The following is a 20,619-nucleotide window of genomic DNA, read 5'->3' on the forward strand; positions in this document are numbered from 1 at the left end:
AATAACAATAATGAATGCCCGTGGAGACTCAAATGAACTTATCAATGCGTAAAGTTGCTCTCGCCGCCAGCTGTGTGCTGTTTGCCAGCCAATTGATGGCCGAACCGAAACGTCCGGAATGCATCGCGCCGGCCTCGCCAGGCGGCGGTTTCGACCTCACCTGCAAACTGGCGCAGAGCGCGCTGGTCAACGAAAAACTGCTGACCAAACCGATGCGCGTGACCTACATGCCCGGCGGTGTCGGCGCGGTGGCGTACAACGCGGTGGTCGCTCAGCGCCCCGCCGATGCCGGCACGCTGGTGGCGTGGTCCAGCGGTTCGCTGCTGAACCTGGCGCAAGGCAAGTTCGGTCGCTTCGATGAAACCAACGTTCGTTGGCTGGCAGCTGTCGGCACAAGCTATGGCGCCATCGCGGTGAAAAGCGATTCGCCTTACAAGACCCTGGACGACCTGGTTCAGGCGCTGAAGAAAGATCCGAGCAAAGTGGTGATCGGTTCCGGCGGCACCGTCGGCAGCCAGGACTGGATGCAGACCGCACTGATCGCCAAAGCCGCCGGGATCAACCCGCGCGACCTGCGTTACGTCGCTCTCGAAGGCGGTGGTGAAATTGCCACCGCCCTGCTCGGCGGCCACATCCAGGTCGGCAGCACCGACATCTCCGACTCCATGCCACACATCCTGAGCGGCGACATGCGCCTGCTGGCGGTGTTCTCCGAGAAGCGTCTGGACGAGCCGGAAATGAAAGACATTCCGACCGCTAAAGAGCAAGGCTACGACATCGTCTGGCCCGTGGTTCGCGGTTTCTACCTCGGGCCAAAAGTCAGCGACGAAGACTACGCCTGGTGGAAAAACGCCTTCGACAAACTGCTGGCCTCCGAGGATTTCGCCAAGCTGCGCGATCAGCGTGAACTGTTCCCGTTCGCCATGACCGGCCCGGAGCTGGACACCTACGTGAAGAAGCAGGTCGCGGACTACAAAGTGCTGGCCAAAGAGTTCGGCCTGATCCAGTGATCGCCTCTGTCTAGCGGCTGCGGCCCCGGTTCTCGGGGTCGTGGCCCAGGAGTTCCGCATGCTCATACAACGCATTTTCGCTTCGGTGCTGTTGCTGGCCTGTGTCGGCCTGGCGCTGATGGCGTGGCCGTATCAAGCGGCTTTTTCCTACGAACCGGTCGGGCCTCGCGCCTTCCCCCTGCTGATGCTCGGCCTGATGGGCCTGGCTTTGCTGTACATGGTGTTTCGGCCGGCGCCGATCGTGCACAGCGATGACGACCCGAAACTGGACCGCGAAACCCTGACCAAAATCGGCCTCTGCGTGCTGCTGTTGCTGGTGTTCGCCGGGGCCTTCGAACCTCTTGGCTTCATCGTCGCCAGCATTCTGATCGGGGTCCCGATGGCACGCCTGTATGGCGGCCGCTGGCTGCCCAGCGCAGTGATCATCAGCCTGATGGCCATCGGTCTTTATCTGCTGTTCGACAAGTTGATGGACGTGCCACTGCCGTTGGGCGTGCTCGACGTTCTGGAGAACTGACATGGATACTCTTGGCTATTTGGGTCAGGGTTTCGGCGTTGCGCTGAGCCCGTACAACCTGGTGACCGCACTGTGCGGCACCTTGATCGGCACCGTCGTCGGGCTGCTGCCGGGGCTGGGTCCGATCAACGGCGTGGCGTTGCTGATTCCCATCGCATTCGCCCTCGGCCTGCCACCGGAGTCGGCGCTGATCCTGCTGGCGGCGGTGTACCTGGGTTGCGAATACGGTGGCCGGATCAGCTCGATCCTGCTGAACATTCCAGGCGAAGCCTCCACCGTCATGACCACCCTCGACGGTTACCCGATGGCCCGCAAGGGCCTGGCCGGTGTAGCGCTGTCGTTGTCGGCGTGGAGTTCGTTCATCGGCGCGTTCATCGCGACTTGCGGCATGGTGCTGTTCGCCCCGCTGCTGGCGAAATGGGCGATTGCCTTCGGCCCGGCGGAATATTTCGTGCTGATGGTGTTTGCGATTGTCTGTCTCGGCGGCATGGCCGGTGATCGACCGCTCAAGACTTTCATTGCGGCGCTGATCGGTCTGTTTCTGTCGAGCGTCGGCATCGACGCCAACAGCGGCGTGTACCGCTTCACCGGGGATAACATTCACCTGACGGACGGCATTCAGTTCGTCGTGCTGGTATTGGGCCTGTTCTCCATCAGCGAAATCCTCCTGCTGCTGGAAAAAACCCACCGAGGTCAGGAAGCGGTGAAAGCCACCGGGCGCATGATGTTCAACTTCAAGGAAGCCTCGGCGGTGTTTGTGGTGAACGTCCGTTGCGGTTTGCTGGGTTTCATCATGGGCGTGTTGCCGGGTGCCGGCGCGACGCTGGCCAGTGCTGTGGCCTACATGACCGAGAAACGTATCGCCGGCGCCAAGGGCACGTTCGGACAAGGCGACATGCGTGGCCTCGCGGCTCCGGAAACCGCCATCGGTGGCGCCGCCTGCGGTGCACTGGTACCGATGCTGACTCTTGGTGTTCCGGGTTCGGGTACCACGGCAGTGATGATCGGCGCGCTGTCGCTGTACAACATCACCCCCGGCCCGCTGTTGTTCCAACAGCAACCGGACATCGTCTGGGGCCTGATCGCGTCGTTGTTCGTCGCCAACGTGATGCTGGTGATCCTCAACATTCCGATGATCCGCATCTTTACCCGCATCCTCGCCGTGCCAAACTGGGCGCTGGTGCCGGTGATCGCGATCATCACCGGGATCGGTGTCTACGCGGTGCATGCCACCACGTTCGACCTGTTCCTGATGATCGGCATCGGTATCTTCGGCTACATCCTGCGCAAGCTCGACTTCCCGTTGTCGCCGGTACTGCTGGGTTTCATCCTTGGTGGTCTGATGGAGCAAAACCTGCGTCGTGCGCTGTCGATTTCCAACGGTGCGCTGGAAATTCTCTGGTCGAGCCCGATCACGTTCGGTTGCTGGGTGCTGACTGCAATCATGTTGCTGATGCCACTGCTGCGCATCTGGCGCAAACGTTCGGTCGCCCGGCGCGCTATTGCCGATGTCTGATCGAACACCTTTCAAAGCCTGGTGGGGAACACCGCTGGTCGGTCTGCTGGGCGGTTACCTCGCCAGCCAGATCGGCTGGCCGCTACCGTGGATGGTCGGCTCGTTGCTGGCGATCATCCTGGTGCGCTGTCTGACTCCCTGGCAATTGGCGGAAATCCCTGGCGGCCGCAAGTGCGGCCAGTGGATCGTCGGTATCGGCATCGGCCTGCACTTCACTCCGGTGGTGATGGAGCAGGTGCTGAGCCACTTCGGTCTGATCTTCTTCGGTGCGTTGGTCACCAGCCTGTCCGCGGTGGTCGGGGTCTGGTTGATGCGGCGTACTGGCGAAGATCGCGCCACGGCGTTCTTTTCCAGCATGCCCGGCGGCTCCGGGGAGATGGTCAACCTCGGCGCCCGCAACGGCGCGGTGCTCAGCCGTGTCGCGGCGGGACAAAGTCTGCGGGTGTTGGTGGTGGTGCTGTGTGTGCCGGCGGCGTTCAAGTATCTGTTGGGCGGCGGTGCGCTGGTCTTGCATCCATCGACCGTCAACGGGTGGTGGCTGGCCCTTCTGTTCCCGGCGGGCGCCCTGGCCGCCTGGATCTGGGAGCGCCTGCGTCAACCCAATCCGTGGTTGTTCGGGCCACTGCTGGTAAGTGCGGCGATGAGTATTGGTTGGGACCTGCACATTGGACTGCCCAACGGCGGCAGCCAGATCGGCCAGTGGCTGATCGGTAGCGGGTTGGGTTGTCACTTCAATCGGCAGTTCTTCCGGCGGGCACCGTCCTTCATGGGCCGCACCCTGATCGGCACGGCGTTGACCATGTTGATCGCCACATTGGCGGCGCTGGGGTTGAGCGCGCTGACCCATCTGGATCTGCGCTCGCTGACGCTGGGCATGATGCCCGGAGGGATTGCCGAGATGAGTTTGACGGCGGAGACCCTGCAATTGTCGGTGCCGCTGGTGACGGCGATGCAGGTGATGCGGTTGTTGTTTGTATTGTTTCTGGCGGAGCCGTTGTTTCGGTATTGGAACCGGGAGCCGGACTCACCCTGATAGACCGAGTCGCTTTCATCGCGGGCAAGCCCGTTCCCACAGGGGCCGCGCAGTCCTTGTGGGAGCGGGCTTGCCCGCGATAGGGCCCTCCCGGTCAACACATCAGACCGACGGCAACCGCCACTCGATCGGCGTCTCGCCATTCTGCTCCAGAAACTTGTTCGCCCGGCTGAAGTGCCCGCAACCGAGGAAGCCGCGATAGGCGGACAGCGGCGAGGGGTGAACCGAAGTCAGTACCAGGTGCTTGGTGGCATCGATGAGTTTCTGCTTGCTCTGGGCATGTGCGCCCCACAGCAGGAACACCAGATGGGGCTGGTGTTCGCTGACCACTTCGATAATCCGGTCGGTAAAGTACTGCCAGCCCTTGCCCGCATGGGCGTTGGCATTCGCGCGCTCCACGGTCATGGTGGTGTTGAGCATCAACACGCCCTGCTCTGCCCAGCTCTGCAGGTAGCCGTGGTTGGGGATGTCGATGTTCAGGTCGCGTTTCAACTCTTTATAGATGTTCACCAGCGACGGCGGAGCGGGCACGCCCGGTTGCACCGAGAAGCACAACCCATGGGCCTGGCCCGGGCCGTGATAAGGGTCCTGACCAAGAATGACGACCTTGACCTTGTCCAGCGGCGTGGAATTGAGTGCGTTGAAAATCAACGGCCCTGGCGGATAGATCTCCTTGCCCGCCGCGCGCTCCTGCTGCAGGAATGTGCGCAACTCTGCCATGTAAGGCTGGTCGAATTCGGCACGCAGGGCCTCCTTCCAGCTCGGTTCGAGTTTGATACGGTCGTCGGCAGTCATGGTTACATCCGGCAAAAACAATGGGGCGAACCCTAGGAAACCCTATCTCCCTTGTCAATTGATCTGACGCAGATACGGCACTTTCCTATAGAACGATCATACTGAACGCTCAAATTCCCGATCGAGGTCATGATGAATCTGCACTTCGAAGAACTCACCGGCACCGACGGCGCACGCATCGGCATCGCCAGCCTGGATGCCGAGAAGTCCCTCAACGCCCTCTCCTTGCCGATGATCAACGCCTTGCGCGATCAACTGGACGCCTGGGCCAAGGAACCACAGATCGTTTGCGTGCTGCTGCGCGGCAATGGCCCCAAGGCTTTTTGCGCCGGCGGTGAAGTGCGCAGTCTGGTGGAGGCGTGTCGCGCCCATCCCGGAGAAGTGCCGCCCCTGGCTGCACACTTCTTTGCGGCAGAATATCGCCTTGACTTCAACCTGCACACCTACCCGAAACCGTTGATCTGTTGGGGGCATGGTTATGTGCTCGGCGGTGGCATGGGGCTGCTGCAAGGGGCAAGCATTCGGATAGTCACACCGAGCAGCCGGTTGGCAATGCCGGAGATCGGCATCGGCTTGTACCCGGACGTCGGCGCCAGTTGGTTTCTGTCGCGATTGCCCGGCAAGCTCGGGTTGTTTCTCGGCCTGACCGGCGCCCAGATGAACGGTCGTGATGCGATCGATCTGGACCTGGCTGACCGTTTTTTGCGCGATGAACAACAGCAACAACTGATCGAAGGCTTGCTGCAATTGAACTGGCAGGAACAGACAGCCATGCAGCTCAACAGTCTGCTCAAGGCCTTGCAGCAGGAAGCGCTCGTAAAAATGCCCGAAGCGCAGTGGTTGCCACGACGCCAGCAGATCGACGAGCTGCTGGATGTCAGCGATGTCCGTTGCGCCTGGAAGGCCATCAGCCTGTTACGCGATCACCCCGACTTGCTGCTCAGCCGTGCTGCCAGGACCATGACTGAAGGCTCGCCCCTGACCGCTCATCTGGTATGGGAACAGATCGCCCGCGCCCGACACCTGTCGCTGGCTCAAGTCTTTCAGATGGAATACACCATGAGCCTCAATTGCTGCCGTCATCCGGAGCTCAGCGAGGGCGTGCGGGCACGGTTGATCGACAAAGACCGGAAACCTCACTGGCACTGGCCGGACATCAACAATGTGCCGGAGGCTGCGGTGGAGGCGCATTTCCATAAGGCCTGGGAAGGCCGGCATCCTCTGGCTGATCTCTCGGAATACTAAAAATCGGGCACAAAAAAAAGCGGCGCTTAATGCACCGCTTTTTCATTGAGTGGTTTACCGGTGGTTGACTCGGCCATCCCGATCGCCATCACGGTGATCGCCCCTACCGCCACGATGATCCGACCTATTGTGGCCTCGATAGTCATCGTTCCGACCGCCTCGTTGACGGCCGTCCCAGCCGCCGCGGTCATGACGGTCCCATCCACGATTCTGGTAGACGCGGTAGTCAGCTCGTGGCGCCGGCTGGTAATAACGTGGTGCCGATTGATAAACCCGCGGCTGGTGGTAATAACGCGGCGTTGGCTGGTAATACCGTGCAGGCGGTGAGTAATACCGGCGCGGCGCGGAGTAGTAACGGCCATCGGAGTAATAAGACCCGCCACCGGAGTAATACGGTGCTGGGGATGTATAGACCTCGGAACGGTAATAGCCGGATCCTCCATCGGAATAGGGCACGCATGCACCAAGAGACAGTCCCGATAAAACAATCAGCAGAATTTGGCGGAGCTTTTTTTGACAGAGCATGGCGGCCTCCTGGACCGCGGGTGAGCCATGCCAGCGACGCTGGCAGGCGACAGTCAATTGTTCGCGACTGTCGAAAGATCAGACAGTGAAATCGGAATCTGGTGCGCTCTTGCAACACGTTGAAACAAGTAGTCGATGAAAGTTTTTTCATCTACCGAAAGAAAATGGCGCCTCCGTAAGACCGGACGCGCCATCGTATTCATGACCTGATCAACGATGCCCGCGATAGTGTCCACCGTGGTAATGACGGGGTCCACGTCCACCGTAGTAAAAATAGCGATAGCCCCCGTAAAAACGCGGGCCGCCGTAGTAGTAAGGAGAGTAGTAATAGCCAGGGTAGTAATAAGGTGTCGAATAAACGTCGGCACCACCTACGTAGTAATAGCAGCCGGACAAGCCCAAACCAAAAAACACACAGAGCAGTATTCGGCGGAGCTTTTTCTGACAAAGCATGGCGGCCTCCTGGAAGACCCGCAAACAGCAGTCGGCACAGGCCGGCTGACACCTGTTTTGACTTTCAAACCGGCACCGAGTGCCAGACGGCGTCTGGCCTTCAGATCAGCGGCCAGCTGCAGCCGGCTTGCGCAGGAGTGCTTGCCGGCCGATCATGCGCGGTCTCGGGCCAGACAAACCGGCCGTAACCGAATGCCCCCTTCATGAATAAACCTGACCTCTGCCCGGCCTGCGGCGCCTCCAACGACTGCAGCCTGGCTGACCCGCGAACCGTCGATCATGCCTGTTGGTGCTACGGCGTCAGCATCGACCCGGCGGTGCTCCAGGCGCTGCCGGCCGAGCTGCGCGACAAGTCCTGCCTGTGCCCGGCCTGTGCCCGGGTCGAGGTGCAGTTGCAAGCAGCCGCCTGGCCGATCACGTAAGATGCGCCCCCCTTTTCCCACCGATCCCTAGTCATGCGCGTTGACCGCTTTCTCAGCAACCTGCCCCGCTTCAACCGCAAGCAGGTACGCCTGTTGCTGGTGGAAAAGCGCATCAGGGTCGACGGAAACATCGTCAGCGACCCTCACGCCGAGGTGCTCGAGTTCAGCCGCGTGGAAGTTGACGATGAGGTGCTGCAAGTCGGTAAACCGACCCGCTACTTCATGCTCCACAAACCGCCCGGCTGCGTCAGCGCCACCCGCGACCCGCAACACCCGACCGTGCTCGACCTGATCCATGAACCGGACAAGGATGACCTGCACATTGCCGGTCGCCTGGACTTCAACACCACCGGCCTGATGCTGATCACCAACGACGGCACCTGGTCGCGACGCCTGACCCAACCGCAAACCAAACTGCCCAAGGTTTACTACGTCGAGACCGAGCAGGACATCACTGCCGAATACGCGATCACCTTCGCCAAAGGGCTGTATTTCGCCTTCGAAGACCTCACCACACAACCTGCCGAACTGGTCGTGCTCGGAGCAAAATCGGCGCGTTTGAGCATTGTCGAGGGCCGCTATCATCAGGTAAAACGGATGTTCGGCCACTTCGACAACAAGGTGTTGCGCCTGCACCGCGAACGCATGGGGCCGCTGCTGCTCGACGACGCGTTGAAGCCTGGCGAATACCGGCCGCTGAGCGACGAAGAGATCCGATTGATCTAAGCAGACGACCGCTCAGCAGAAGTTGTCGAACATTTTACGAAAGATACTTGCGCGATGACGTGACCCCTGCTTGAATCAGGACGTCGGCGCGAAATGTGACCGACGAGTCACCAAAACTACTCTAAGAAACTTTTTGCCGGCAGAGAACCCTCAGGTTCCGCATTCCCCCGGCAAACTGCCCGCTTATAACAATACCCGTCGACCGGCCTTCAATGGATCGACATGGGCCTTCAAAAATTCCAGGCGTATGCCTACCTGTCACAAAGCTCGTGCAATCTGATTTGCGCGCATACCCGCTTGCCAGGAGTCTTTGACATGAGGCCAGAAATCGCTGTGCTGGATATACAGGGTCAGTATCGGGTTTACACGGAGTTCTATCGCGCAGACGCCGCAGAGAAGACCATTATTCTGGTCAACGGCTCGATGTCCACGACTGCGTCGTTTGCACAGACCGTGAAAAACCTTTATCCGCAGTTCAATGTGGTGTGCTACGACCAGCCCTACGCGGGCAAGTCCAAAGCGCACAACCTGCATGAGAAAATGCTCACCAAGGAAATCGAAGGGCAGATCCTCCTTGAGCTGATCGACCACTTCGCCGCCGAACACGTGCTGTCGTTTTCCTTTGGTGGCGCTGCCACGCTCGTCGCCCTCGCCCAACGGCCACGGCGCATCGAAAAGGCTGTGATCAGCTCGTTCTCGCCGGTGGTCAACGAACACATGCTCGACTACCTTGAACGCGGTGTCGACTACCTCGGCAGCCGTGACGGTGACCGGGTCGGCCATCTGGTGAACAGCACCATTGGCAAACACCTGCCCTCGCTGTTCAAGCGCTTCAACTACCGTCACGTCAGCAGCTTGGCCGAACATGAATACGGGCAGATGCATTTCCACATCAACGACGTACTCAACAGCGACCGCCAGTGCTACCTGAACGCGGCGAAGAAAATCAACGTGCCGGTACTGTTCATGAACGGCGAATGGGACGAGTACACCACCGCCGCCGATGCCAGGCTGTTCGCTGGCCATGTGCAACACAGCACCTTCAGTACCCTTCAGGCCACCGGCCACTTTCTCGACATGGAACACAAAACCGCTTGCCAGGACAGCCGCAATGCACTGCTGGGCTTCCTGAAACCGGCGCAACTCGAAAGCCGACCGCGTTACCACTACGTCCAGGACCACCATGCACTGGCAATCTGAAACAGAGTCATCGCGAGCAAGCTCCGCCCTACCGTGTTGAACGCACTCCTGTAGGCGCGAGGCTTGCCCGCGATAGACCGCAAAGCGGTCTCTGGTTCGTTTCACCTGTGCTAAAGCCATCGCCATAAAGAAAAACTTCAAATCCGCGCTCACATCTGGTACAAAGTCAGCCGCTCTGAGCGGGTGTCGTATAATGGCATTACTCCAGCTTCCCAAGCTGATAACGAGGGTTCTTATAGGACATCCCGTTTTGTGAGCAAAGAAATATGTGTAATGCGGGTATAGTTTAGTGGCAAAACGAAAGCTTCCCAAGCTTTAGTTGAGGGTTCGATTCCCTCTACCCGCTCCACAACACAGCACCACGCCCCAGCAAATATGGACTTCCCCTCCCTGATCCCTGATCAGCATTCCCTCCATCCCAACCTACTTTCCAATCGCACACCCCCTTCCCTCCGCGCCAATAAACAACCATCCGCGATCACATCAAGTTGTGAATAAAGAAACCCTGAAACGCACGCCAAACGGTAACTATCGGACGCAGTGAATACACGCTAGGCAGTGAGACCTGCATGAGGCAGGAAATCATAGAGAACCTCCGTCGCGCATCAGACCAAGACAACCTACAAAACTCCACTGAGAGCTCTAAGCCCATACAGCATTCGCACAGCAGCGTGCCCGACGGATGTCTGGCTTATCGAGCACAGGGAACCGGACAAGAGACGCGAATGATGTGGGAGTTATTGCCAAAGAAACTGCGGAGGGAATAAGCGACTTCCCATAAATCTACGAATGACGGAAGGCTCGAAACGCCGATATTCCTGAGAACAGCCAAAAGCAAAGTTTTAATTCCAAAAAGGAATTACACAATTTAAATGTTAGATGCGTAGAATTCGGCGCGAATTTATACACCATCATGCCTGGCGCGTCAATATATGCTTAATGTTTTTACACGGAATTGTCAGTCTTCTCCATTCCCAAGCGCAGATACTCGGCTGTCAGCTCGGGCCCTCCAGGTCGGAAGGAGAGCCCTGTGAAGCATGTTTACCTCATTCAGATGGACACACCCCGCCTATTCGAGGTAGCCACCGAACGCCCGATTGACGCCTTCAACAGGTATGCGGGATACAAGACGAAAGAAGTGGGTCATGCGTTTGGTGAATCTGTGCCCTACCAATATTGCAGCTCGGTAGCTCATTTCTTCGACTACTGCTACGAAACAGGTGTGATGGGAGGCCAGCCCATGCCACCCGAAGTCGCTCAAAAGACCATTAACCTGTACTGGGAGTTTTTGACCAAAGGGGTTAACAGCACTGATTTCATCGTGCGCCGAGCTGCTAAAGCCCTGGGAAAGACTCCAGTCAAAACTGTGAGTGCTCAAAAGTATTTGGCCGGGGTTAATGACTTCCTTCGCACCAGCCAAATGAAGCTCAATGACTTGGCATCCCTCATTCGGATCCTCACCAAGAGCGACGCATTCGCCAACGTCATGTCTCTACCCCAAACGCAGGACAGACGGCGCACCAAAGCCGAAATGGACAACATTCATAACAACACGTTGACATTCGGCAATACACCTAAGGATGCCCATGCTTACGCCCCTGGCGGCATTCCCGGCGGTAAGGTCAAAAGCTCTCACGTTAGTCGGAGTTTCCCCACTGAACATGTTCTGACGCTACTCAATAGCATTGAAGACCCTCAATGCAGGTGCGCTGCCGCAATGATTGCCGCAGGCGGCTTACGCCATTCAGAAGTTTGGGGGATTAGACGGTCGGACATCGATATTGATTCGCGTACCATCCGGATTGAAGATCCTAACTTCCACCGCAACCCTGCGGCGGAGAAAGCAGCGAGAAAGCTGCCATTCAAAGGCAGAACACTTGCGGCCATTGTAATGTTCGAGCCCTTCAAGAGCCTGTTTTTTGAGTCTCTGGCTGACTATCTGGATGTACGACCAACGACCGACAGTGACTATCTATTCGTTTCGAACGAAAGACAGACATACGGTGAGTCCATGCTTCTCTTGAGGAATATGAATTCGCTCAACAGGAATCTGAATAGGGCCTTGAGGAAGGCGCAGGTGGATCTTGGCACTATCTCACCTGCTACTGGGGCGCCTTATACCTCTCACAGCCTGAGGCATTTTTACGGGGTATGGGCAAGAAACTTTGTTTACATCCCCGGTCGTAATCAGATGGGGCTTACCTTGTCCGAGATAAAGCTTTTGATGGGCCACAAGGACATAAGATCTACGGAAAAGTACGCACGACTCAGCGAAGAAACCGTAATCGCTGAAATCGAGGCGGCAGAACGTATGAAAGCTTTATGGGGAAGAAACCCTCACATTGATCAGATCAGATCCGCTATATACGCCGAGCTTGCCTATGATCTTTCGCAGCGAATTGCCGCATGATTAACACCTCCGAGAAAGTCATCCTAGCTCCAAACGTGAACATCCAGGAAGAGGTGCGCGAGACCTTCGATACACTTTGCGAACAAATGCGCCAGGAGTATGGAAATAAAATTGATCAAGCCTTGGATAGCTCCAGCCGACAAGATCGAAGCAGGTTTTCGCTTTTCATTCTTAAAAGCTTAACAGGCTTCAAAAAAATCAACAAAACCCAGCTCGACTTGATGTATGACCTATCACTAATTAAAACAGAAGACACTTCCGGCGCAAGCACGCTTTATGAAAAGCTTACCGGACGCCTACCTGTCATCATTGAAGACGCTATAGGGTTACGGGTATCTTTTCGGGCAATGTTTGCGATCTTGTGGTCGAAAGGCCTAGCGACCTTACCTCATACATTTGAACTCCAAGGTATTTGGACAAAATTCCCTCTCCTCGAACCGCTAAGTAAAGGCTTTATCTACGAGCACTCACAGGGTTTCCCAGAGACCATCAGAGCTTCCAGGGTCTTTCAATACAGAACTAACTGGCTTAAAGCTGAGGATGTAAGCCTTGAAGAACTATGGGAGGCTGCACCCAGTGTTTGCGACAACCGTGTGCCCGACCCGAAAGTTTTCCGCTACCTCCCCTGGATCAAAACCTTTGCAGCCAGACACCCGACGATCATATCGCCTGCAGACGCCTATAATCTTGAAAAATACCACCAATATCTACAGGCAAAATCCACTGCATCCATCTCCGCCCACGACTTCAAAATGAGCATCGAGGAGTTCAAGGACTATTTCGCAGTCCCGTTCGAGGATGCCGTGGAGATGACACCAAAACAGCGTGAGCGTGCCAGACGAAATTACAAGTCTGACTGGGCAAAAAAAACAACGGCAATTGCAAGGCGCGTAAAGGATGCAACGATTGCCAGACAAATCTCGACACAACAAGATTTGACGGTCGAACAGCGCTACATGCTAACGCCCAAACCAGAGCGCACCACCAAAAATTTTAGCTGGCTCAAGAACACGTATTATCCAGGCCGTGAACACGTTAACATTTGCAACCTATCCAAATTTTGGCTAGCTGCCGCAAATTATTATCTTGTTCATCTGGACAAGCATAATCACGCGACCAAAACGCGAAAAGGTAAAATCAGGGCCATCTTCTTACTTTTGGACTACCTGCTTTGCTACTTACCGATGTGGCTAGAAGAGAACCCTGACACACTGGTGTGCTTCCCTCTGCGCCCATCCGAATTCGAACGAGTTCTTTTTTGGAATAACACCATTTCTCAAGATGAACTAAACAGCAGCTTATTTGATTTTGGCCACCCGATCAGCGGAATTACTCTTCCATGCACGCTTACCCAGATATACGATATGACTTTCTCTCCCAAGACCAAGTCAGCTTTCGTCGCGACAATTCATGAGTTCTTTGAACTTATAATAAAGAACAACGCGTTCGTTAAAGCCGACGGTGAATGGGTGGTCGAGAAAGGTTTCGAGAATCCAGTCAGCCTCCTGTTTGATCGCTCAGGAAGCGGCGCACGGGGGAGCACCGACAAGGTGCCCCTGCCTCTCGACTCAACCGTAATCGCTAAAGCGTACCTCCAAGCGGTTGAACATGTCGGCCTATCCCTCCAGCAGCAGATTCTCAAGGGCGAACTTAAAGGCGATCAACTGGATGAAGTTCGACGAGCAGAGTGGATCGACCTATCTGAAGTAGGTTTAAGTCACGAAATCCAGATCAGTAATCCTGACGACGAAGATGACGCGCTGGTTATTCCAGTTACGCGCATCATCAACGTTTACTCATGGTATTCCGGCCTGTATGGAGCCGCAAGTACCGAAGTTTACATGCCTTGGATAAGCGTCGTGAGGATGTTATCCATCGCCCTGCATGGTGGCTTGCGCCTTCAAAATTGCCAATGGCTCGATATCAATACATTCGACAGACTACTTAGCAAGCCTGAGCATCGAATACTCAACTCCTGCATTCTTTATGTTAATACAGATAAAGACGGGCAAGATCGTCCAGTTGTGATTCCTGATGACGTCATGGATTCCTTGATCGCCGAGCGGCATTTTCAGCGCAAGGTTTTCCAAAGCCCGTTGCTTCCGACGTACTATGAAAATGACTCTACAGATCCTAAAGAGTATGGAGAAATCCACTCCCTATTCCGCAGTCCTTGGAATCGCCATGCACTGCCCTTTTCTGACTCGAACTACTCCGAAAGATGGACACAATTACTATATGGCGTACAGGATGTTTACAACAGCCTAGTTCCTACAGAGCGCCATCATCAATTCGTTACTTATAACAAACACGGACAAATGAAGTCTGTCCATACACCACACTCGCTGAGGGCTACCTGGCTCACCCACGCTCGGATCTATGGCCACCTTGACATTCGAGTTGCTCAGCAGCAAGTCGCTCATAAAAACGCTTACACCACGGATTACTACACCATCCCGGACATCTCCGAGTCGATTAAGGCGATTTCGGAATCCAACAAGCTTATAATGCGTAGCGCTTGGTCGCAGATGATGCCTGCTGCCAGCAGCACCTATATGACGCCCAATGCGATTAGCTCCGGCTGGCGCTTAGACCGAAACAAACTGGCCCAAGATCAGAATTTTATCAGCGTAAGTTCAGCAGTTATTGAGCACGAAAAGACTGGCATGCAAATTATTGCCTCAGACAAAGATCCAGACGTGGGTTTTTACTCAAACTGCATTTGCCTTAAAAACGGGAATTGCCCTAAAAACCTCATCGATTTCACTGGCAGATCTAGAGTCTGTGGGCTGTGCCCGATTGCCGCTTTCGGCATCGACCATTTGCCTGCGATAAACTGCCTGATCAGAAAACTGACTGGCGAATCGGAAAGCCTGGTGGGCAAACTTAAGAGCCTCAAGGCAAGCAAAGCAAACAGACACGAAATCGATGCAGTCCATCACGAGCTGACCGTGGCGAAGCTTGAATTAGGTAGCTACCACCTTGTTAGGCAGGCTTTAAAAGATCGTCTCGAGAAGGACGCTACTGGGCCACGACTGATCACCAGAATGCGGGATCTGAAAGACTTCCAATCTCATGAGATTGACATGAACAATCCTGCACAACGCGTGATAGCTCAATTGCTAGACAGCCAGGATTACCCTCAATTCACATCGCACAACTATCCCTACATGATTGAAAAAATCGCCAAGAACCCTGACTTACTTAAGATGGCCATTGCTCAGGATTCTGACCGGGACAAATATGCTGGGCAAGTCCTTTCAATCATGAAGACCATGAACCTGTCCGTGGCGGAAATTGCCGACCGCATCGTCTCCAATTCACTCCCAATCGGCAATCACCTTTAATGAAGCGAAAACCGAACTGCGCTGCCTACCAGGCAAACCAGCTTGCCAATACTCTCCGAAGCATCGAGAGCTGTTTAATACTTCTTAAAAATGGGAAGCCGTTCCCCTCGATTAACCGGCTCACGCTAGAGGTCGGCAAGCAGCTGGACATTGATCCTTCTATCTTTCGCAAGCCTACAAGCGAACATCGAAAGCTACTAAATAAATACATTAAGGATTTAGTTTCAAGAGGCACAAAGGAAACCGACGAACCTTCAGTCGATGCGCTTAAGATTCGGAATATTGAGCTCACCCGAAAGGTCTCCATCCTAGAAAAAGAGCTGAAAAGCCCGCACAACAAACTGGCATTGGTGGCACCCAAAATCGCAAAGTCCGATCCAAGGCAATTCGACCTAGATAGCCTTTGCATGCTTATTGATGACATTTTGAAATGCCAGAGAAATCTACAATTCAAAGATGGTGCTCTATATAACCTGGAGACGTTTTCGGAGGAAAATGAGCTAGTATCAGCCAATAATAATTGCAAAGTCTATCTGGAGTGGAAAAATGGACGTTAACACTCTCATCGAAATCTTATTGAAAATGCCAGTTGGGAACACAAAGGCTATAAAGCTCCAGAAGGTCGTAGTTGAGATTTTACGCAGCGGCCAAAGCCTGATGCTGCATCATGGCGAAGTAAATCTTTCGTCCCTCGCCGCGCTGGTGGGTTGTACGCGCCAATGTTTTTATCCAGGTCGAGGACATGATGATATGCGAGCGATTGTTAGTCTTCTAAATACCCACGCTTCGGTGTTGGCAAACTGCGTGTCATCCTCCACACCGCCAAAACTTGGAAAACTCAACGTTTCGCTCCACAAGGTTTTATCAGATAATGAAAAACTCAAGAGGGAACTACTAAAAAGCCAGGCGCGCTGGAAGGATCTTTACAACCAGCGTTTGATAGTGGACTAACTAATGGCGACGTATTTGATCGTTAAAGTGATACACCGCCTTGACGGTACTGTAGTCGTCAAAGGTGTATTACCATGGAATCAACGGCGCGTGGTCTTCAGGCTTGAACGCGCACCAACGACGGCAATCCTGCCAGGCAAAACATACGGCGTGCGACGTTCTCAAGAAAGGATAGATTTTACGCTTACGTCGACCTCTGCTGCTCATTGGCACCTGCTGGTCAAGCACCACTTCTACTTGCCAGAACTGTACTTACCAAGGTGCGAGCAAGTTAGGCTCCTGGCTTTGAGTACCCAAGGTATCTCAGCCGCACTATTGGCGTTGGAACAGCAGGATCACAGAGCTCTGTGCATGTACATCTCTGAGCCGTATGCAAGTCAGCTGGCCTATCATTTCCATCGTCAATCTTGCCTCTTCGATGCAGCCACCTTCATGCTTGAATCCGGTTTTTGTCACTATCAGGCGCTTAATATCTGCCACCTCCATGGCCCTGGAGGCACTCGTGCACTATTTGAGACACCCGCCAAAGCGTTTCCATTCCTGGGTATTAGGCATTTGCAGGACAACTCCTCGACCGCCAGCCAGCTCGCGAGCACTCCCAGTTATCAGCTAATCGCCAAGATGCTCACCGACGCCAAGCGGGGGGCAACGGTTCTGAATGCCTTAGATCTCCCGGCGTCTCTCAGGTCGGCGCTACCTGATTGCTTGGACAAGAATCTGGTTGTTGGACACCATGATAATTTTCAACTCATGGGCCACCACCTGATCCAGAGTTCAATACGCTCGCAACTCCAGACGCTAACTCATGCCTTTTTTCCTACGTACTCCGACCGCGAGATCGAGTATGCCTACGTCCGGTATTCCAGTTTATACGGAGCCCTCAATGACTCTGACCACGGCCAGCTTGTTGGTGACGCGATTAATTCGCGGTTTTCCGTATTCACTCACTCAGGTAACGAATCGGCTGCGTCGTTCTGTGACGAGTTTTCTTCCATTCTGCAGATTCTAGGAGGCTCTGAACCAGGTATTGTTCATCAGGGTCTAGCTGGGCGGTATGGCTCCGAAGCCCATCTGGTACATTGGGAATCTATACCTGCGGGACGAGGCGAGTACCGAACCTTTATCGTCTGGGACTTTCAATGGTACAGCGCGGTTGAAGTATCCCTGCTTCTAGGACAGTTCACCCCCCGTGACCGGGTCGTCTTTCTTTGCAACCAAAAAACTGCAGTCGACGGCAGCTTGAATGGCCGCATTGTCAATCAGCTCCAAGGCTACTTCCCCAGTCACCACATTGACCCGCCTCTTGGCGCTATCTCGAACCTACCGTCAGGTCATCCGTCTCTGGATCAGGCTGTCGCGGGACTGCGGGCTGATCCCAACCTTGTCGCCATATGCGACAGCTTCCAACTCTGTGAAATGATCAACGAGTTAGTGCGCGAGCGTAGTAAGCCAGTGGCCTTGGAAACGCAGTGGGACACCTACTCAAAGGGAGATCGACTGCTCCTCAAACAGACGCTTCCCAAACGGGTTAGCTACGCCAGGTTGGTCTCGACCGATGACCGGGGCTTGCGTGTCGAGACTCAGGGGAGACACTGGCGGATCGACACGGAGACGGTGAGGGAATCTGTATGCGCTCTTGGAGCCGCCATGACCATCGATGATGCGCTGCACGCCGGGGTAAGGCGCGCGATGGTGGTTGCCGGCGTGGCTCGAATGTCGGGACTTGCTCGGGCGGTCGAAGAGTACGGTGTCGATTTGGTGGGAGCCTTCGCTCATGACTTATCCGAAGCAGGCTCGTCAGTAGTATGCATCTCGATGCAACGAATCACGCCAACTGTTGAGTAGGAATTCAGCCCACCTTACCTATTCACAAAAAATTATCATTTCAAGCTCAAGGTTTTCAGAATCCAACCGTTTGTCATATGCATGTAGACCATGAAGTGATAGGCCTTGAACCAGTCTAAAGATGCATACGCACAGAGTTTGAAAGACGCCATCTCGTTCCCCAAAACTCTCCCAGGCAATCGCCATCGGCTCACATGGAGGCGGCTGATTACCTACATCGAATCCTCTGCCTGTACATCCGCATTCGACAAGGCCGCAGCCTACGCTGAGGGCTATGCACAAGCGTTGGTCGATAGTGACCAGATCGGCATATCCATCGAACGAGATCTTTTGATCATTGCAACGGTGGATGCATGGCGATGCGCCCGTAATTACCCGAATACTTCGACCAACCTGAGCTACCCAAGAAACCATGACTCCCTTTTTTAAACGCTACGCCGACGGCGGAACATCAGACCTGCACATCCATATGCCGCAGCGTCTTCTGCCCACGACCGTTAGTCATTGTCCGCTCGAGGTCTTAGTGGGCCATTGGGAAAAATATCTGGTAGACCCCTCCTCCGTTCGTGAGCAGTTTCCGTGGGCGGCGCGATTCGTTATGGGCATGCCCGTTCCAACCTGGGCGCGCGGGCTGGAGTGGAACCTTGGTCAGAAGTCTCGTTTTATCTCCGCATTATGGTCAGGCGCGGATCTGGGGAGCTACCTCACGAATGACTGGTACCAGCCAGAGATCGCCGGCAGGGCATTGGCCGAAAACAGCGAGATTCTGGTTGATGGCCAACAACGTCTGCACAGCCTGGAAGAGTATCTCCTCGACCGGTTGGCGATTCCTGATGCACAAGGGCAGCCAAGGATTTGGTCTGAGCTCGGCAATGGCGAGCGGAGGCGGTTTTTGTCGACGATCTTTACCCATGCAAGGGTGTCTTCTGGTGACGAGGTGGCATTGCGCAGGACATACGATCTTTGCGCGCTGGGCGTAGTGCCTCGGTCATCTGATCAACGAGCTGTTCGGTAATCTTTGCATTTCCAATAGTCGGGCGCCCCCCTCCGGGGACGGCTGTCGTAAACCGAGCCCCGTGATGACGGGTCTCGGCCCTCCGGGCTTCCATCCTTACGCTCTTCGACCATCATGGTCTGCGCGCTCCGCTTGCAGAGCGAGCCGACTCACCTTCTTGCTTGGACATTGGCTACCGCTCCCACATACTGCTGAGCATCCGATCAAAGATGAGGCCGGGCAAATGGGTTGGCTCTTTTGGAAAGACAAGCGCCCCGCGTGGGTTCAGGCGGAAGAACGAGAATTCATTAAGGCTGCGAACCGCCTAAAGACGCTTCAGGTCACGCCTCGCGGTGGCATGCGCATTGACCCTGAGGAGATCAGGGATCAGATCCTTGAGGCCCGAGAGTTATACAAAGACTTGGTTAAAAAGTAGCACTACACACGTCCATAATCACACATTTCGGCCTTACCGGCCTGCGCGCTCTGGTTGCATCGTCAGGCTGTGCGAGTAAAGACAATGGTGTGGATGCTAAATAGCCGCCATCACGAGACGTTCACCAAGCAATATCAGCTTCGGAATGTACTCTGGGTCGCCAGATGTCTTGGGAACGTGCGAGTCGCTATGGATTCGTCGGAGCTGAATCCCTACTTCGTGAGCAATGCGCTGAGCGTCCTTTATCCCCCACCACTGGGCAAGCCCAGCTGCAATAAGCGAGGCATCACTCCCTTCGCGGCCTACTGTCATCAGGAGGTTCGTCGTTAGCTTCAAATGTGCATCGAAGCTAGCAAGCAAATATTGAACGTTCCCGAGATCGGCGCTCTCGTTTGAGCGAAGAATAAAATCGCTCAGATGAGTGATATCCCATGCAGCGTTTCTCACCCCAGCGATCGCCGCCATCCGATCAGCAGACCTGCTGTTTTTGAACACATTCTTGCGGGCAGGCGAATGAGTACCGAGGTACACACATGCGAGCATCAGAGCCGGCCCGGCGAATACAAGACTCCTACTCATCCAATCTAAAAGACGAAGCATCTTGTCGATTTGCCTACCCGGGGCAAGGTCTAACTCCAGAATTTTGAGCGCAGTGATGTAATTTCGATTCCAGCGTTTCAATGGCAGTTCTAGGTTGAGATGCGGAGCCTCGACCGGGGTATACGTGCGGGAAACACGATTTGTCCTACCGAGTGCTACGTTAAGTATATCCTGGGGAGGGGCGTTGTCAGCCGCCCTGAACCAGCCAAGCTCATCCGCTGCGCTAGTGTTACCACATCGGTGAGCAAGCTCATGGAAGGAAACACTTGGCTCAAAATCGATATTCAGAAGCTGAGCAAATCCTAGCAGTGCGGCTGATAGCTTGAGTTGCTTGTCGTTGGTCGTTTCTTTGCCTTTAGCTAATTGCGCGATACGCGAGGCTACGTTCCGATCCGGCAGTATGACCGTCTGGACGCCCTGATCTCGCGCATAAAAGTACACGGCAGGCTCATATATACCTGCGTCGGGTGGGAGGTATGCAGGTGTGAGCAAGCTTGCTGTTTTTAGCACCTCACTCACCTCAAAGAGATCATCGACCGGAAAGTCCATCGGTAGCATCCATTCTGTCTTTTTAGATTTCGCTTTCAATTCGGC

19 protein-coding genes and 1 tRNA gene are annotated in these 20,619 nt (G+C 54.9%); 16 read left to right on the top strand and 4 right to left on the bottom strand.

Translation table 11 applies throughout. The features are described 5' to 3' along the window. Positions 1–32: 32 nt before the first annotated feature. From LOY38_RS22655 to LOY38_RS22670, 4 genes are read left to right on the top strand one after another with little or no spacing between them, the layout of a single operon-like run. Positions 33–1,010 carry a tripartite tricarboxylate transporter substrate binding protein gene (locus LOY38_RS22655; RefSeq protein WP_258697140.1) on the top strand — a complete coding sequence of 326 codons (978 nt, stop codon included), beginning with the start codon at positions 33–35 and terminating at the stop codon, positions 1,008–1,010. A gap of 58 nt (positions 1,011–1,068) precedes the next feature. After that, positions 1,069–1,527 carry a tripartite tricarboxylate transporter TctB family protein gene (locus LOY38_RS22660; RefSeq protein WP_258697141.1) on the top strand — a complete coding sequence of 153 codons (459 nt, stop codon included), beginning with the start codon at positions 1,069–1,071 and terminating at the stop codon, positions 1,525–1,527. A 1-nt stretch (position 1,528) separates the two neighbouring features. Further along, positions 1,529–3,043 (top strand): tripartite tricarboxylate transporter permease, encoded by a 1,515-nt coding sequence (locus tag LOY38_RS22665; protein ID WP_019580849.1) that lies wholly within the window; start codon positions 1,529–1,531, stop codon positions 3,041–3,043. Continuing rightward, entirely contained in the window at positions 3,036–4,076 is a 1,041-nt protein-coding gene (locus LOY38_RS22670) for an AbrB family transcriptional regulator (protein ID WP_258697142.1), read from the top strand. The genes LOY38_RS22665 and LOY38_RS22670 overlap by 8 nt, the downstream gene beginning before the upstream one ends. A gap of 102 nt (positions 4,077–4,178) precedes the next feature. Here the strand turns inward: LOY38_RS22670 and ung are convergent, their stop codons facing one another. Beyond that, positions 4,179–4,871: a uracil-DNA glycosylase gene (gene ung, locus LOY38_RS22675; protein ID WP_258697143.1), complete on the bottom strand. Its 693-nt coding sequence runs from the start codon at positions 4,869–4,871 to the stop codon at positions 4,179–4,181. Positions 4,872–5,003: 132 nt separating this feature from the next. On the opposite strand from ung, the gene LOY38_RS22680 reads away from it, so the two are divergent. Further along, the gene (locus LOY38_RS22680; RefSeq protein WP_258700777.1) at positions 5,004–6,116 is read left to right on the top strand and encodes an enoyl-CoA hydratase/isomerase family protein; all 1,113 of its coding nucleotides are present in this window, start codon (positions 5,004–5,006) and stop codon (positions 6,114–6,116) included. A 54-nt stretch (positions 6,117–6,170) separates the two neighbouring features. On the opposite strand, the gene LOY38_RS22685 is transcribed toward LOY38_RS22680, so the two are convergent. Both LOY38_RS22685 and LOY38_RS22690 read right to left on the bottom strand, forming a co-directional pair. After that, the gene (locus tag LOY38_RS22685; protein WP_258697144.1) at positions 6,171–6,641 is read right to left on the bottom strand and encodes a hypothetical protein; all 471 of its coding nucleotides are present in this window, start codon (positions 6,639–6,641) and stop codon (positions 6,171–6,173) included. Between the two features lie 210 nt (positions 6,642–6,851). Next, entirely contained in the window at positions 6,852–7,094 is a 243-nt protein-coding gene (locus tag LOY38_RS22690) for a hypothetical protein (protein ID WP_258697145.1), read from the bottom strand. Between the two features lie 203 nt (positions 7,095–7,297). Here LOY38_RS22690 and LOY38_RS22695 point away from each other — a divergent pair, with 203 nt between their 5' ends. The 11 genes from LOY38_RS22695 to LOY38_RS22745 all read left to right on the top strand — a co-directional run bounded on the left by LOY38_RS22695 (position 7,298) and on the right by LOY38_RS22745 (position 19,010). Then, positions 7,298–7,516, top strand: a complete 219-nt coding sequence (locus LOY38_RS22695; RefSeq protein WP_258697146.1) for a cysteine-rich CWC family protein — start codon at positions 7,298–7,300, stop codon at positions 7,514–7,516. 33 nt (positions 7,517–7,549) lie between these two features. After that, positions 7,550–8,242: a pseudouridine synthase gene (locus tag LOY38_RS22700; RefSeq protein ID WP_258697147.1), complete on the top strand. Its 693-nt coding sequence runs from the start codon at positions 7,550–7,552 to the stop codon at positions 8,240–8,242. Positions 8,243–8,557: 315 nt separating this feature from the next. Next, a complete protein-coding gene (locus tag LOY38_RS22705) occupies positions 8,558–9,442 on the top strand; it encodes an alpha/beta fold hydrolase (protein WP_258697148.1) in 885 nt (294 codons plus the stop codon). 275 nt (positions 9,443–9,717) lie between these two features. Further along, positions 9,718–9,791, top strand: a tRNA-Gly gene (locus LOY38_RS22710). Between the two features lie 681 nt (positions 9,792–10,472). After that, positions 10,473–11,852 (top strand): site-specific integrase, encoded by a 1,380-nt coding sequence (locus LOY38_RS22715; protein ID WP_258697149.1) that lies wholly within the window; start codon positions 10,473–10,475, stop codon positions 11,850–11,852. Continuing rightward, a complete protein-coding gene (locus LOY38_RS22720) occupies positions 11,849–15,199 on the top strand; it encodes a hypothetical protein (RefSeq protein WP_258697150.1) in 3,351 nt (1,116 codons plus the stop codon). The genes LOY38_RS22715 and LOY38_RS22720 overlap by 4 nt, the downstream gene beginning before the upstream one ends. Continuing rightward, positions 15,199–15,756, top strand: coding sequence for a hypothetical protein (locus LOY38_RS22725; RefSeq protein WP_258697151.1), 558 nt, complete (start codon positions 15,199–15,201; stop codon positions 15,754–15,756). The genes LOY38_RS22720 and LOY38_RS22725 overlap by 1 nt, the downstream gene beginning before the upstream one ends. Continuing rightward, entirely contained in the window at positions 15,746–16,150 is a 405-nt protein-coding gene (locus LOY38_RS22730) for a hypothetical protein (protein WP_181286650.1), read from the top strand. The genes LOY38_RS22725 and LOY38_RS22730 overlap by 11 nt, the downstream gene beginning before the upstream one ends. A gap of 3 nt (positions 16,151–16,153) precedes the next feature. Then, a complete protein-coding gene (locus LOY38_RS22735) occupies positions 16,154–17,995 on the top strand; it encodes a hypothetical protein (protein ID WP_258697152.1) in 1,842 nt (613 codons plus the stop codon). Positions 17,996–18,100: 105 nt separating this feature from the next. Next, on the top strand, positions 18,101–18,424 hold the full coding sequence (locus LOY38_RS22740) for a hypothetical protein (RefSeq protein ID WP_258697153.1): 324 nt from the start codon (positions 18,101–18,103) through the stop codon (positions 18,422–18,424). Further along, on the top strand, positions 18,408–19,010 hold the full coding sequence (locus tag LOY38_RS22745; protein ID WP_258697154.1) for a DUF262 domain-containing protein: 603 nt from the start codon (positions 18,408–18,410) through the stop codon (positions 19,008–19,010). Before LOY38_RS22740 ends, LOY38_RS22745 begins: the two co-directional genes overlap by 17 nt. A gap of 511 nt (positions 19,011–19,521) precedes the next feature. Here LOY38_RS22745 and LOY38_RS22750 read toward each other — a convergent pair. Continuing rightward, positions 19,522–20,574: a hypothetical protein gene (locus LOY38_RS22750; protein ID WP_258697155.1), complete on the bottom strand. Its 1,053-nt coding sequence runs from the start codon at positions 20,572–20,574 to the stop codon at positions 19,522–19,524. Positions 20,575–20,619: the final 45 nt, after the last annotated feature.

The organism is Pseudomonas sp. B21-015 (genome assembly GCF_024749285.1).
GTDB lineage: Bacteria > Pseudomonadota > Gammaproteobacteria > Pseudomonadales > Pseudomonadaceae > Aquipseudomonas.

What these genes read in the sequence shown, in the direction of transcription:
- LOY38_RS22655 (WP_258697140.1), top strand. Translation starts at nt 33, where the DNA reads ATGAACTTATCAATGCGTAAAGTTGCTCTCGCCGCCAGCTGTGTGCTG.
- LOY38_RS22660 (WP_258697141.1), top strand. Translation starts at nt 1,069, where the DNA reads ATGCTCATACAACGCATTTTCGCTTCGGTGCTGTTGCTGGCCTGTGTC.
- LOY38_RS22665 (WP_019580849.1), top strand. Translation starts at nt 1,529, where the DNA reads ATGGATACTCTTGGCTATTTGGGTCAGGGTTTCGGCGTTGCGCTGAGC.
- LOY38_RS22670 (WP_258697142.1), top strand. Translation starts at nt 3,036, where the DNA reads ATGTCTGATCGAACACCTTTCAAAGCCTGGTGGGGAACACCGCTGGTC.
- ung (WP_258697143.1), bottom strand. Translation starts at nt 4,871, where the DNA reads ATGACTGCCGACGACCGTATCAAACTCGAACCGAGCTGGAAGGAGGCC.
- LOY38_RS22680 (WP_258700777.1), top strand. Translation starts at nt 5,004, where the DNA reads ATGAATCTGCACTTCGAAGAACTCACCGGCACCGACGGCGCACGCATC.
- LOY38_RS22685 (WP_258697144.1), bottom strand. Translation starts at nt 6,641, where the DNA reads ATGCTCTGTCAAAAAAAGCTCCGCCAAATTCTGCTGATTGTTTTATCG.
- LOY38_RS22690 (WP_258697145.1), bottom strand. Translation starts at nt 7,094, where the DNA reads ATGCTTTGTCAGAAAAAGCTCCGCCGAATACTGCTCTGTGTGTTTTTT.
- LOY38_RS22695 (WP_258697146.1), top strand. Translation starts at nt 7,298, where the DNA reads ATGAATAAACCTGACCTCTGCCCGGCCTGCGGCGCCTCCAACGACTGC.
- LOY38_RS22700 (WP_258697147.1), top strand. Translation starts at nt 7,550, where the DNA reads ATGCGCGTTGACCGCTTTCTCAGCAACCTGCCCCGCTTCAACCGCAAG.
- LOY38_RS22705 (WP_258697148.1), top strand. Translation starts at nt 8,558, where the DNA reads ATGAGGCCAGAAATCGCTGTGCTGGATATACAGGGTCAGTATCGGGTT.
- LOY38_RS22720 (WP_258697150.1), top strand. Translation starts at nt 11,849, where the DNA reads ATGATTAACACCTCCGAGAAAGTCATCCTAGCTCCAAACGTGAACATC.
- LOY38_RS22725 (WP_258697151.1), top strand. Translation starts at nt 15,199, where the DNA reads ATGAAGCGAAAACCGAACTGCGCTGCCTACCAGGCAAACCAGCTTGCC.
- LOY38_RS22730 (WP_181286650.1), top strand. Translation starts at nt 15,746, where the DNA reads ATGGACGTTAACACTCTCATCGAAATCTTATTGAAAATGCCAGTTGGG.
- LOY38_RS22735 (WP_258697152.1), top strand. Translation starts at nt 16,154, where the DNA reads ATGGCGACGTATTTGATCGTTAAAGTGATACACCGCCTTGACGGTACT.
- LOY38_RS22745 (WP_258697154.1), top strand. Translation starts at nt 18,408, where the DNA reads ATGACTCCCTTTTTTAAACGCTACGCCGACGGCGGAACATCAGACCTG.
- LOY38_RS22750 (WP_258697155.1), bottom strand. Translation starts at nt 20,574, where the DNA reads ATGGACTTTCCGGTCGATGATCTCTTTGAGGTGAGTGAGGTGCTAAAA.